Origin of the sequence: Aeromonas molluscorum (assembly GCF_051376105.1) — a bacterium.
In the GTDB taxonomy this organism is placed as follows: domain Bacteria; phylum Pseudomonadota; class Gammaproteobacteria; order Enterobacterales; family Aeromonadaceae; genus Aeromonas; species Aeromonas molluscorum.
In genome coordinates this window covers 1,460,780-1,474,491 of sequence record NZ_JBPQCY010000002.1, presented here as the reverse complement: position 1 = coordinate 1,474,491, position 13,712 = coordinate 1,460,780, and the positions used below count along the sequence as shown (strand labels likewise).

At 61.6% G+C, this 13,712-nt stretch carries 10 protein-coding genes; 8 read left to right on the top strand and 2 right to left on the bottom strand.

The features are described 5' to 3' along the window. Nucleotides 1-125: 125 nt before the first annotated feature. From ACSMDR_RS17410 to hdfR, 8 genes are all read left to right on the top strand, one after another. Nucleotides 126-2,291 carry a TonB-dependent hemoglobin/transferrin/lactoferrin family receptor gene (locus ACSMDR_RS17410; RefSeq protein WP_436469053.1) on the top strand — a complete coding sequence of 722 codons (2,166 nt, stop codon included), beginning with the start codon at nt 126-128 and terminating at the stop codon, nt 2,289-2,291. Further along, a complete protein-coding gene (locus tag ACSMDR_RS17405) occupies nt 2,291-4,315 on the top strand; it encodes a prolyl oligopeptidase family serine peptidase (protein ID WP_436469052.1) in 2,025 nt (674 codons plus the stop codon). Before ACSMDR_RS17410 ends, ACSMDR_RS17405 begins: the two co-directional genes overlap by 1 nt. A 40-nt stretch (nt 4,316-4,355) precedes the next feature. Further along, nucleotides 4,356-6,767, top strand: a complete 2,412-nt coding sequence (locus ACSMDR_RS17400) for a proprotein convertase P-domain-containing protein (RefSeq protein ID WP_436469051.1) — start codon at nt 4,356-4,358, stop codon at nt 6,765-6,767. 52 nt (nt 6,768-6,819) lie between these two features. Then, on the top strand, nt 6,820-8,190 hold the full coding sequence (locus ACSMDR_RS17395; RefSeq protein ID WP_436469050.1) for an Lcl C-terminal domain-containing protein: 1,371 nt from the start codon (nt 6,820-6,822) through the stop codon (nt 8,188-8,190). Further along, nucleotides 8,187-8,744 (top strand): Lcl C-terminal domain-containing protein, encoded by a 558-nt coding sequence (locus ACSMDR_RS17390; RefSeq protein WP_005901612.1) that lies wholly within the window; start codon nt 8,187-8,189, stop codon nt 8,742-8,744. The genes ACSMDR_RS17395 and ACSMDR_RS17390 overlap by 4 nt, the downstream gene beginning before the upstream one ends. A gap of 212 nt (nt 8,745-8,956) precedes the next feature. Beyond that, nucleotides 8,957-9,439 carry a serine protease inhibitor ecotin gene (gene eco / locus ACSMDR_RS17385; protein ID WP_005901610.1) on the top strand — a complete coding sequence of 161 codons (483 nt, stop codon included), beginning with the start codon at nt 8,957-8,959 and terminating at the stop codon, nt 9,437-9,439. 289 nt (nt 9,440-9,728) lie between these two features. Next, a complete protein-coding gene (locus ACSMDR_RS17380; protein ID WP_040319148.1) occupies nt 9,729-10,091 on the top strand; it encodes a MaoP family protein in 363 nt (120 codons plus the stop codon). Beyond that, entirely contained in the window at nt 10,091-10,966 is an 876-nt protein-coding gene (gene hdfR, locus ACSMDR_RS17375) for an HTH-type transcriptional regulator HdfR (protein ID WP_005901605.1), read from the top strand. The genes ACSMDR_RS17380 and hdfR overlap by 1 nt, the downstream gene beginning before the upstream one ends. 84 nt (nt 10,967-11,050) lie before the next feature. Here the strand turns inward: hdfR and tyrA are convergent, their stop codons facing one another. Next, nucleotides 11,051-12,178, bottom strand: coding sequence for a bifunctional chorismate mutase/prephenate dehydrogenase (tyrA, locus tag ACSMDR_RS17370; protein ID WP_436469049.1), 1,128 nt, complete (start codon nt 12,176-12,178; stop codon nt 11,051-11,053). Nucleotides 12,179-12,249: 71 nt separating this feature from the next. Then, a complete protein-coding gene (locus ACSMDR_RS17365; RefSeq protein ID WP_005901601.1) occupies nt 12,250-13,323 on the bottom strand; it encodes a 3-deoxy-7-phosphoheptulonate synthase in 1,074 nt (357 codons plus the stop codon). Nucleotides 13,324-13,712 lie beyond the last annotated feature (389 nt).

Genomic DNA, 13,712 nt, shown 5'->3' with positions numbered 1-13,712 from the left:
GTCATAAACATCAATAATATCAGCCAACTGAAATCTAAGTGATAATTATTATCAATTGTTGATCTACCCTAATGAGTCTGCAATAATCCGCGCCCTTCAGGCTCAAATAAAAATCATTATCAACAATGAAAGCACCACTGCACTACTGGCCCATGCTGCTGTCCGGCACAGCCCTGGCCGCCAGCGATCCGGCCAGGGTCGACTCGGCAGATATCAATCCCTCCCTCAAGGCGCGCGAGACCATAGTGGTCAAGGGCCAGCGGGTTGAACAAAAATTATCCGATGTCTCGGGCTCCATCACCATCATCACTGAGGAGGATCTGGATCGCCAGGTCGCCACCGAACTGACCGATGTGTTCAAGAATGAGCCCGGCGTCTCGGTGACAGGTTCGGCCGGGCGACCGCAAAACATCATCATCCGCGGCATGGGTGGCAACAGGGTGCTGATCATCAAGGATGGCGTGCGGATCAGCGATGGTTTCGGTGCCGACGACCTCAATGACAAGGTCGGCCGCTTCAGCTTCGACCTCGATGACGTCAAACAGATCGAAGTGGCCAAGGGGGCGGGCTCTTCCCTGCACGGCTCCGATGCCATAGGTGGCACCATCGTCATCAGCACCAAGCAACCGGAAGACTACCTGCAGGACCAGGATGCCTATCTGAGCAGCAAGATCCTGCACGATGGCAGCAGCGCCAAACAGAAACTGAGTGCCACAGGCGCCGCTCGTCTGCTGGACACAGAACATCTGCTGCGCCTCTCCGGCTGGCAGGGACACGAGACGGCCAACTATGACGAGAGCCGCATCCCGGCCGATCTGGACGGCCTCAGCGCCTCCACCAGTTCCCGCTTCGAGCTCAATGAGCATCATCTGCTGCGCCTCGAACTCGACTACTTCGAAGACAATGCCCGGCGGGATCAAGGGCCACGTGAAGTGCCCCAGCCCGATGGCAAATGGCAGGTACGCCAATACCGCGAAGATGGATCGCAAAAGACCCAGGGCGGCAAGCTGAGCTGGGAGGCGAGCCGTCTCGACAACCTGCTGGCGGATCAGTTCACCTGGAGCCTGTATGGCAATCACTCCAAGAACAGCGCCAACAAGCGCAGCCTGCTGCAAAACGACCTGCTGAGCGGTTACCCGCGCTATCGCAGCGAGCGGGAGCTGGCCACCTTCATCGAAGAGAGAGTCGGCAGCGAGCTGGATATTCGCCGCGATCTGAGCACTGGCGCCTTCGACCACAAGCTGAGTTACGGCATGGAGCTGGAGCGCACCAACCACGAGCGCCCGGTGGACAAGTTGAGTCTGGAAGAGGGGGTCAACCAGCCTCGACAGTCGGCCCCCTTTAGCCGGGCGCGCACCGACCGAGCCGGAGTCTGGCTGGGGGACGTGGCGACCCTGGGCAGGTGGCAGTTCACCCCGACCCTGCGCATGGATCACCAGTGGCTGGCGCCGATCGATGGCAGCCATGGCGAAAACCACAGCTGGCATATCTCCCCGAGCCTGGCTACCAGCTACCGCTTCAATGACCAGTGGCGCAGTTGGCTCAGCTACGCCAACGGCTTCCGCGCCCCCTCCTACGACAAGGTGTATGGCAATATCCCCCACTATTTTGCCCTGCCGCCGTTCGAGATCATCGCCAATACCGAGCTGCAGGAAGAGACCAGCCATAGCGTCGAGTGGGGCCTTGGTGGCGAGGGAGAGAACTGGCACATCAAACCGGCGATCTTCTACAACCGCTACTACAACTTCATCGACTGGCGGGAAGTGGGACTGCGGATAAGTGACGGGGTCATCTTGCGTCAGTATCGCAACGTGGCCAAAGCCGAGACCTGGGGCGCCGAAGTCGCCGCCAGCTACTGGCTGACCCCGCAGTGGGAACTCGCCACCAAGCTCGGTTGGGTGGATGGGGAAGATAGCGAAGGTGAAGCGCTGCGCACCCTCACGCCACTGGAGGGCAATACTCGCTTCAGCTATCAGGCCAACGATTGGAGTCTGGGCCTGCAGGCAGACTACGCCGCCGCCATGAACCGGGTGCCCAGCTGCGGCAACAGTCTGACGGGCAGCCAGGGTGACTGCCTCAAGAGCACAGGCTGGTTCAGCTTAGCCATGACCGCCGACTGGCTGATCACCGACGCCCTCAAGGTCAACCTCAAGCTGGATAACCTGTTCGACACCCGTTACACCCGCTATCAAGATGTGGCCGGGCTGGAAGCTGGCAGCAATGCAGATCTCTTCACCCAGACGGGTCGCTCCCTGAGCGCCAGCCTGCGCTACACCTTCGTGGGGCTTTGATGCACGGTCTCCTCATCCTGGCCACCCTCCTGGCCACTCCTGCGGCGCAGGCTGTCGACCCCGCGCCGACCATAGCCCGGCGCCCCCTGCTGATGAAGGGCGAGATAGCCCGGATCGATCCCTATGGCGGCTGGCGTGACGACGGCCGCAGCTCACCCGAACTGCTGGCGTTGCTGCGCCAGCAGAATCGCTGGACCGAGCAGCAGCTCAGCGGCCAGCAAGGGCTGACACAACAACTGCTGGCCGAGTGGCAGACCCGGACACGCGGTGAGCCCATGCCGGCCGAATGGCTGAGCCTGGCTGGCAGCCAGTGGCGGATGGAAGCGGACGGCAGCCTGTGGCAACGCAGTGATGAACAGGCCACGGCACGACAACGGCTGGCCCCGCGTCAACCAAGCAGCGGCTACTATGAGCTCGCCAACTGGTCACTGCACCCTGATGGTCGCTGGCTGGCGCTGGCCGAAGACAGCCTGGGCTCCCGGGACTACCGCATCACGCTGCTGGATCTGGCAAGCGGCAAAACGCTCACCACCCTGACTCACCGCGCCAGCGATCTGCTTTGGAGCCTGGATGGTCGCACCCTCTATACCCTGGCCAACGAGCGCCATACTCTGCGTCCCTGGCAACTCTGGGCCTGGCAGGGGGACAAGGAACAGCTGATCCATCAGGAGGCCGACCCCGCCTGGCTGCTCAGCCTCTATCGCACCACGGACCAGCGCCACCTCATCTTGCAGAGCAACAACCACGACAGCTCGGAGCAATACCTGCTGGATGGTGGCAGCACCGCCCTGCTCAAGGCCCGCCAACCCGGTGTCGAGTACTACCTCGATACGCAAGGGGAGCGGGTACTGCTCAAGAGCAACCTCGAGGGGGAACTCGGCCTGTATCAAGCAGCCAGCCTGGCCGAGGTGGGTCAAGGGGCGTGGCAACGGCGCTGGCAGGGCCGGGACCGCACCCTCGAGAAGTGGCGTCTGTTTGCCAACTACACAGTGCTGCAATATCGCAAGGCGGGCGATGACTGGCTCGATGTGCTCGATGCGAACGGCGAACTTCGCCATAGCCTGCCGCTCACGGAAGGGGCAGGCACGGCCTGGATCCAGGGCGCTCATGATCCGGCCAGCCAGCACGTGTTGATCCGCCGCCAGGGCATGGCCGAGGCCCCGCACCAGCGCTGGCTGGATCTCGATTCAGGGCAATGGCTGAATGATGGTGCCCAGGCCAGCCCTACCCCCTATCGGAGCGAGCGGCGCTGGGTGCTGGGCAAAGATGGCGCCCGGATACCCGTCTCCCTGGTGTGGCGCACAGACATCGGCACCCCCAAGGCGCTGCTGCTCTACGGCTATGGCGCTTATGGCACCCCCATGCGCCCCTACTACCAGCCCCAGGTACTGAGCCTGATCGATCGCGGCGTCGTCTACGCCATCGCCCATGTGCGTGGCGGCGGCCTGCTGGGAGATGCCTGGTATCAAGATGGCCGTGGCCAACAAAAGCAGCGCAGCGTGGATGACTTCCTGGCGGTGGCTGATGCCCTGGCCCGGGATCCCGCCATCGATCCCGCCCGCCTGTTCGCCATGGGGGGCAGTGCCGGTGGCCTGCTGGTGGCGGCGGCGCTCAATCAGGCGCCAGCCCGCTTCGCCGGCGCCGTGCTGCAAGTCCCCTTCGTCGACCTGCTCGGCACAATGAACGATCCCGGATTGCCCCTCACCCGCCAGGAGTATGGGGAGTGGGGCAATCCGGCCAAGGCCGCCGACTACGCCGCCATGCGCAGGCTAAGCCCCTATGACAACCTGCACGCCGCCCCCTACCCGCCCCTCTATGTCACGGCCGGACTCCATGACAGCCAGGTACCTTATTGGGAGCCGCTGAAGTGGATGGCTCGGCTGCGGGAGCACAGCACTGGCGCAGGCCCCTATCTGTTGAGTACCGAGCTTGAGGGAGGACATCTCGCCACGCCGCGCACGGCCCAGCAGAAAGCGGCCCGTGAATATGCCTTCCTGCTCAGCCTGGCCGGGGTCACCCGCTGATGCCATGCCTCACTCTTTCCATTCTGCTCTGGAGTCATTTATGAAACCCTCTTCCCTGGCCCTCTGGCTGGCGGCAACCCTGCTCTCCCAGCCCCTCTGCGCGGCCGAGCTGCAGTTTGTCGATGAAGCGCCACTGATCATCACGCCGCAAGCCTGGCTGGAGGCTCGCCTCGGTGTGACCCTTGCCCCCGACTACGACAGGGCCAGCCTGCTCGGCCATCACCATAGCTTCCACATGCTGGTCAACGGCCTGCCGGTGGCCACCACCCAGGCCGCCGTCAGCATCGACTCGGCCGGCAAACCCTGGCGCCTCTACCACAATCTGCGCCCCCTCGCGGCCACGCAGTCATGCGATGCCAGCGGCAATCTGGATCCCTTGCTCACCAGCCTGCGTGATGGAGGTGACAAAATTGACACGCTCGGACCAGTCGAGGCCTGGTACTGGCGTGATGGGGAGACCCTGGTGCCGGCCCTGCGCCAACGGATACGCGAGCACAAGGATGGCAACGCCAAGGCCTCCTATGTGCAGCTGTTTGCCCGCTGCGACGGCACTGAGGAGCTCGGCCGCTGGGGCGACATGGCGACCACCACGGCGCGACAGGCAGCCGATGCCGGTGATGTCTCCGTGCAGGCCCGGGTGTTCGACCCGGATCCCCGCACCCAGTTGCAAGATGCCAGCCTGACTTGGCACGATACCCTGGTGATCGCCGACGCCGCCTATCAGGACAAGGTGGCGCTGCCCGTCACCCTGCTGGGCAGTGACTATCTGCTCAGCGGCCCCCACGCCCGGGTCGTCGATGCCATGGAGCCCAGCACGGCCCCATATAGCGCCGACAACCAGCAAGGGTTTCGTCTGACCCGCGACAGCCTCGGTTTTGCCGACATCAACGCTTACTACCATCTGGACCTGGCCCAGCGCCACCTCAAGGGGCTTGGCTTTGCCGACCTCATCCCCGGCGCCCTCGACATCGATACCGATGCGGGCTATCAGGACAACTCCCTCTACGATCCGTTCGAACGCAGGCTGGAGCTGGGCCGCAGCGGTGTCCCCGATGCCGAGGATCCCATGGTTGTCTGGCATGAGTTTGGCCATGCGGTGCAGCATCACATAGTGCCGGATCTCGGCGATGAGGGAGACTGGGGCGCCATAGGCGAAGGCTTCAGCGACTATCTGGCGGCCAGTCATCGTCAGCGCAGCGAGGCGGGTCGCCAGTTCGAACCGGCCATGGTGTTCAACTGGGATGCCCGCTTCACCGACAGAACCCCGCGCCAGCTTGACGATCTGCGCGCCCGCTACCACCCGGATTACAACTATCCAGCTCACAGAACCATCAACGGCAGCAACGGCGATCAGCTGTGGGGCACACCATTATTTCAGGCGCTGCTGGCGGCGGTAGCCGAACATGGCGAGGTGGCGCGGGACGAGTTTGACCGCCTCGTCATCGAATCCCACTTCGGGCTGGGCCCGGCCATCCGCATGCCGCAGCTGGCCCGCCTCACGGTAGACACGGCCGAGCGGCTCTATCCGGCGCGCCGCTATGGCCGCTTGCTGGAGCAGGCATTCCGCCAGCACGGTCTCTTGCTGGCACCGGTCAACATCGCACTGGCCGACGGCAGCGCCATCGAACTCGGGGAACGCCAATCCGTGGTGCTCAACATCACCAACCCCGGCAACACCCCGGTGACCCTGCACGCGCTGACGCTGGATCTGCCCAGCGGCCTGCAAGCCGCTCCCTATCAGTGGCAAGCCAGCACGCTGGCGGCGGGTGAACGCATGACCACCACCCTGAGGCTGCAGGCACAGAGCCCGCTGGCCTGCGGCGATGTGGCCACATTGTCTGCGGAGCTCAATCTGACCGGCGCCAGCCCGAGTGAGCGGCAATGGCAGCAGCCACTGAGCCTGCCCATCGGTACTCCTGTCATCGGCCGGGCCGATGGCAGGCCCCTGACGCTCAGAGATGCCATCAGCAGCCATGAGAAGGGCTTGAGCGAAACCAGTTTGATGCTGGAAAAAACCGATGCCAGGGTGAGCAATCAGTTGCAACTGACTCTGGACTTGCAACATCAGGCTCTGGACGAACTGGAGATCTGGCTCAACTCCCCCTCCGGCACCCGGGTCCAGATCTGGGACAAGGGCTACAGCCCGCTGCCCCGCCTCAAGGGGGTCTTCCCGACCGAACTGCAATCCCTGCAACCCTTGAGCCTGCTGAACGGCGAGCCGTTGGCGGGCAAGTGGACCCTGGAGCTGGTGGACAATGCGCCTGGCAAACAGGGGCGCCTGAATGGCTGGAGCATCAGCCAGCGCATCGGGGCCCAGTGTGGCAGCCCCGTTGCCCCACCAAAGGACGGCATCATCCACTTCGACACCTCGGACAGCAGCGGTGGCGGTGCCATCAACCTGCTCTGGCTGTTGCCACTCGCCCTCTGGCGCCGACGCCTGCGTCGCGGCTAAGGCAGACCCAATCAATCACAGCGAGGGGCCAAGGCCCCTCTCAGGACAAGAGATGAATCTGAAATTTACCCCGCTGGCCTGCCTGCTGGCGCCCTTGCTCACCGCCTGTGGCGCTGGCGAGTCAGACGAAACGCCTATTGCCATCCCGGCCTACACCCTGACCGTCAATCTGCCCCAGACAGGCACCCTTTGCGTCGACAGCAATCAGAACGACAGCTGCGATGCCGGTGAACTTGAGGTCAGTGGCCCCGCGGGTGCCCGTCAGCTGCAAAGTCAGGCACCCGGCCTGCTGACCAGCCCGCTGCTGTTTATTCCCGGGGATCCGGCAGCGCTTATCCTGATGCACCCCGCAGCCCGCCAAGATGGCCAGCACCTCACCCCCAGTCTACTGAGCAGCCTGTTGCAGAGCCGCATCGCCGAGGGGACGCCGCCCCACCAGACACTCAGCGAACTGCTGGCGGCCCTGGCCCCCCTGCAACCGAACCCGGAGCTGGCCTCCTTGCATCAGCTGCAGGAGTTCAACCTGGCACTCGGGGAGTTGATCATGGCCGTACTCACCCAAAACGGCGCAGTGCCAGCTCCACCTGCCGCCTCGAGCCAGACCAAGGTGTGGCCCGGGCTCTTCATCCTGCTGCCCGAGCTGAGCCGCCACTTTGCCAATGGTGGCGATCTGCTTGACCTGCAGGCCAGGCTCGAAGCCATCTTGCTGCAGCAGCAACCCCGGACGCTGGTCACGGCCAGCGGTGTCTCGACCTACAGTGACGGCACCGACTATCTGCTCACTGACGAGCCTGCCGATCACCCGGGTCAGGATGCCAGCCTCAAACAGCAACCGCTGCGTTATCGCAAGCTCGACAGCCAGGGCCAACCCTTGCCGGACAACGCCTCCCAGTGGGATTGCGTGGAAGATCTCAATACCGGCCTCATCTGGGAGAAAAAACTGGATGATGCCAGCAGTCCCCGCGACCTGCACCGGGTCTTCGCCTGGGAGTTTGGCCCTTATCGTCCGACGCAAGATGAGCTGGACTACGCCTGTCCGAACAGTGAGGCCATCTGCACGACGCAGCAGTACCGCCAATGGCTCAACCAGCAACAGTTGTGCGGTATCGGCCACTGGCGCCTGCCCCATGCCCAGGAGTTGATGAGTCTGCAGCACTACGGCTCACTCCATCAGCAAGGCGGGCAAACAGCCACCCTCGATGTCCGCTACTTCCCCGATCTCGGGACAGGAGCCAATGGCTTTGACGGTTACTACTGGAGCCAGACGCTGACGCCATCCCGCCGCCTGGAGAGCGTCCCTCTTGCCGTCATCACGCCCATCTTCTGGGGGAGCGATGCCGGTACCGACTACCCGACTGCCGTGCAGACCCCCTCCGATGTCAACGCCCTGCAACTGCGCCTTGTCGGCGAGGTAACCCGATGAAAAAACAGATATTGACTCTGCTGCTCACCCTTGGCTGCACCAACGCCATGGCCGCCGCCATCTGCGATGACAACATGCCCAGAACCAGCCCGACCTCCCGCTTTGCCGATCATGGCGATGGTACAGTGACGGATCGCACCACGGGCCTGACCTGGATGCGTTGCCAGTTGGGACAAACCTGGCAGAACCAGAGCTGCAGCGGCGAGCCGACTCGTCTCTACTGGCAGCAGGCGCTGCTGACCGCAGAGCGGATCCGCACCGAATCCAGCCATGGACTGCATGGCTTTGGTGGCCATCAGGACTGGCGCCTGCCCACCATCAAGGAGCTGACCAGCCTGCTGGAGTCCGCCTGCTACAAACCGGCACTGAACGAAACCATATTTCCCCGTGCCATGGCGGGCGAAGGGAAAGAGGTCAACGACGGCTATGTCTATCTCTGGTCTTCGACCCCTTTCCCGGCGGACAAGAGTGTCGCCTATATGGAGATAACCAGTGGGGCCGTCGGCATGCATGCCCCAAGATCCGGGACCAAACAACTCTTGCTGGTTCGCTGAGCCTGCGGGTCTGGCTGACAATGGATGCTATGCGATCTGTTGTCGGCCAGCAGCTCTCAACCAAACAGTACAGTGATTGCACGTACTGTCAGTAAAATAGCCAAATCACGTCATTGTGTGGCCGGACAGGCTGGATTTGCGTGGCAGAGCGCTGGTATGAAGACGGTGAAGCGGTTAGTCTAGCCACGATAGATCAATCCCATGAGGTACAGATGAAAACCGTATTGCGTTTTAGCCTGCTGGGCGCCTTCTTGCTGAGCGGGCATGCCTTCGCCGCCGAACCGAAAAAATTTGATATCAGCATGTTCCCGGCCGCCGAAATAAACCAGGAACGTGTGGTTGTCCGCCTGCCGGAAGTCGAGAATGAAGCCGACATGATGGTCGAGCTGCAAGTCGGCAAAAAGATGCTGGTCGATTGCAATGTGCCGCGCTTCGCCGGCAACCTCGAACAGCACAGCGTCAAGGGGTGGGGCTACAACTACCTGACCCTGGGCAAGGTCTCCGACCCCATCAGCACCCTGATGGCCTGCCCGGAAGGCCAGAAGAAAGAGAGCTTCATCCAGATTTATGGCCAAGGCTTCTTCGTGAACTACAACTCCAAGCTGCCCTTCGTCATCTATATACCCCAGGAGTACGAGGTGCGCTACCGCTTGTGGCGTGCCGATGCCCAGGCGCAACCGGCCATGATTGAATGATATTGGGCAGCCAGTTTGGCTCTCGGAACTGAACCACAAGGGCGCCACTGTGCGCCCTTTTCCTTGCCAAAAATGGGCAAGAAAAATGATAAATGGATGACGTCTTGCGTCATAAGTCCGTTATTTTCTTCACTTTTTGATCAAGTTACCCCGACAATTATCACCAAAGACGGGGGTAAAAAGTTCAATAAGATATTTTTATCAAGATAGTGAGAAAATTGATTTTGCACTATTTAAAAGCCTGATGATACTTGCCCGCAAAGGTCAAACTAACCAGAACAAGAGCACTATGAGCTTCGAATCAGACAAGCGTTTCAACGACTTCAAACATTTTCCCCGTGGCCTGCGTCGCAGTGGTGAATTCACCGTCGCCGAAGCAGACAGTCTGGAAAAATACGGTACCAGCATGCTGGCCATCTACCAGGGCAACCTGGCGCCGCGCGACGAGGTAGAGACCGCCTTCGCCGAGCAACTCAAGGCGGGTGAGCCCGGTAGCAACCCTCACGCCAAGGTATGGTTCAAGTATCTCAAAGTCATAGGCCCGAAGCGGGTTCATCGCCTCTGTACCGTCGCCGGTGGCGCCAGTGACGAGGCTGCTGGCAGCTTCGGCGGAAGTGGCGGCATGGGTGGCGGTGACGAGTCCCTCGACTGATGGATACCGAACTGCTACGTACCTTCATTGAAGTCAGCAAGACCCGTCACTTTGGCCGCGCCGCCGAGAATCTCTATCTGACCCAGTCGGCGGTGAGCTTTCGCATCCGCCAACTCGAGCAGCAACTCGGGGTCAGTCTGTTTGCCCGTCATCGCAACAACATCAGACTGACCGCCTCGGGCGAGCGGTTGCTGCCCTATGCCGACGCCATTCTGCACACCTTGGGCCGTGCCAAGCAGGATGTGGCCCTCTCCCCGGGTTTCAGCCAGCAGCTCGCCATAGGGGCCCCCCCCGTGTTCTGGGAACTGGACTTCAATGACTGGCTCAATCATGTCTACGCCCTGGCGCCCGGTCTGGCAGTAAGGCTCGAGACCGCCTCCCGCGAGCACCTTTGCCGCCAGTTGCTGGAGCGTTCCCTCGACTTGGCGCTGCTCTCCGAGCCGACCAAGATTGACGAGATAGCCCTGCACCCCATCGGCGAGCTGGTGTTCGAGCTGGTGAGCCGGGACCCGGCCGCCAATGCTGACAACCTGATGCAAATGCCCCACATTCATCTCGATTGGGGCACCAGCTTCGAGCCGCAGCCCAGTCGGTTGCAGAGTCTGCAAAAAACCCCTGTGCTCCACTCGAGTTCCGCCAGCATGGCACTGCAGTTCGTGCTCGCCAACGGCGGGGCCGCCTACCTGCCGCGGCGCATGGTGACCCCTTTCCTGGAACAGGGACGTCTGCATCCGGTGGAGGGAGGCCAGCCCCTGCGCCGCCCGCTCTATCTCGCCTATCTGGAAAAATCCGAGCGCCGGGAGCTGATCGATGCGCTGCTCACCCTGCCCCTGGGCTGGGACGGTGCAGAACTCTATTTGCCGACGGCTGACTGAGCCATGGTGCTGTCATCACGCCATAAAAAAGGGGCCCGAGGGCCCCTTTTGCTATCCATGTTAGCGCTCCAATCTTGAGCCGCCTTAGCCGTAGTGACGCCTGTCGTTGGCCTGAGCCAGCAGCATGCGGCTCTCCTTGAGGAACTGATCGGCGTGGGGGCCGAAGAAGCTGGAGACCTGACGAAACGCGGCAATAAAGCCCGCCCTGTCCCCTTGCTCAAGCAGACGCAACACCTCTCCGAAACGCTCGAAGTAACGGCGTACCATGGCCAGATTCTGGGGGGAAGAGAGAATGATGTCGGCGTAAAGCTCGGGATCCTGAGCAAACAGCCGCCCCACCATGGCCAACTCCAGCCGGTAGATAGGCGAGCTAAGTGCCAGCAGTTGCTCCAGATCCGCCTCCTCCTGGGAGAGGTGCCATCCATAAGCGAAGGTGGCAAAGTGGCGCAGCGCCTGAATGAGGGTCATGGCCTCGTCATGGGCCTTGGCCTCCACCTGCTGCAGGCGGGCGCCCCAGATGGTCATCTGATCCAGCAGCCACTGGCTCTGTTCAGGCAACCGCCCCTGACAGCAGACGATCACCTGCTTGGCAAAGCTGGCCACATCCGGACCGAACATGGGGTGCAGTCCCAAGACAGGCCCCTGGTGCACCGCCAGCATGTGCTCGAGCGGCGCTGACTTTACGCTGGTCACGTCCACCAGCAGGCAGTCGGCTGGCAGCTTGCCGAGCCGGTCGATGACTTGGCAGGTGATGTCGATGGGCACGGCCACCATCACCAGACCCGCACCAGCCAGGATATCGTCGGCCCGTGGCCAATCCCCTTGTTCCAAGGTTTCGACGCGGTAGCCCGAGAGCCCGAACATATGGCCAAACAGGCGGCCAAGTTGCCCCTCACCCCCTATGATGACCACCTTGCCAAGCGCCGGATTGATGCACTTGAAGCCAGTGTCTTTCTCGCTGGCATAAGATTCGCGCATCACGCGGCGCAGCACGTCTTCAATCAGATCGCCGGGCACCCCCAGCAGTTCGGCCTCGACCCGGCGACGGGCCAGCATGCTCGCCTCCCTGTCCGGCGCATAGATAGGCAGGCCATGGCGGCTCTTCACTTCACCCACTTCACCCACCAGGACCAGACGCTGGGCCAGCAGATCGAGCAGTTGGCGATCGACGACATCTATCTTGTCCCTGAGGGCGTTCAACTCTTGTGCCATGACATCTTCCTGACGGCGTCGCCGGATGCGACGCCCTATTATTCAACATTTTCACACACAGACTCAATGAGTTAGCCCTGTGCGCGCACCTTGAGCGGGGCCGCCAGCTGCTCATGGCAGCGGGTCAGCAGCTCGGCCGTGGTCTCCCAGTTGATGCAGGCATCGGTAATGGAGACGCCGTAGCGCATCTCGGACTTGGGTTGCTCGCTGGACTGGTTGCCTTCGTTGATATGGGATTCGAGCATCACGCCTATGATGGAGCGGTTGCCCTCCTGGATCTGGTGGATGACGTTGTCGGCCACCTTGGGCTGCAACCTGTGATCCTTGCTGGAGTTGCCATGGCTGCAATCGACCACCAGACCCGGCAGCAGGCCGGCCTTCTCCAGCGCCTCTTCCGCCAGAGAGACATTGACTGAGTCGTAGTTGGGGTGCTTGCCACCGCGCAGGATCACGTGACCGTCCGGGTTGCCCTGGGTCTGCAACAGCGCGACCTGGCCCTGCTGGTTGATCCCCATGAAGGCGTGGGGGCTGGAGGCCGCCTGCAGGGCATTGATGGCGGTGCCGAGGTTACCGTCTGTGCCGTTCTTGAAGCCGACCGGCATGGAGAGGCCGGAAGCCATCTCCCTGTGGGTCTGGGATTCGGTGGTACGGGCGCCGATGGCCGACCAGGAGAAGAGCTCGGCCAGGTATTGCGGGCTGATGGGATCGAGCGCCTCGGTCGCGAGCGGCAACTCCAGCTCGGCCAGCCAGCAGAGCAGTTCCCGGGCCCGGTGCAGTCCCAGCTCGACGTCAAAGGTACCGTCCAGGTCTGGATCGTTGATAAATCCCTTCCAGCCGACTGTGGTACGGGGCTTCTCGAAGTAGACCCGCATCACTATGTAGAGAGAATCTTGATAGGCATCATGCAGCGCTTTGAGTCGGGTTGCGTACTCTTTGGCGGCGTCCATGTCATGAATGGAGCAGGGTCCACAGATCACCAGCAGCCGGTGATCCCGACGGTGAATGATGTCGGCTATGGTATTGCGTGCCCCTTGCACGAAGGCCAGGGCCTGCTCGGAGATGGGCAGTCGCTCCTTGAGCTGGGCCGGGGTGATCATGACCTGTTCGGACTGGATGTGGATGTTGTTCAGGGGATCTCTGTGCATGATGTCATTCTCGCTACTGTCTAAGCCAAAAGGGGTGTGTATTTAAATGTTTACACAAGTTCACCCTTTGTTACGCAACCGCCCCCACCTTACCAAGGAAAAACAAACAATCAAGTGTAACTAGCGGTAAAAGCTGTCAACAGCTGGATAAACAACCAGCTTCATATCAGGAAGATCCATAAGATAGGGTCGGGCACTTGCCAGAAAACCACAAATCGTAAATAAATAATTACACCCAGTAACCATTCAGTCCGACCTCATGATCCCGCCACTGCCATTGACAGTCCCCTCGCCCACCAAGGCGGGTACTTTTCCCCTTCCCCGCAGGCTTGCCGGATCATGCAAACGATCGGGCTTATCGCTTCCCTGTGGCCTGCCCATAACAAAGC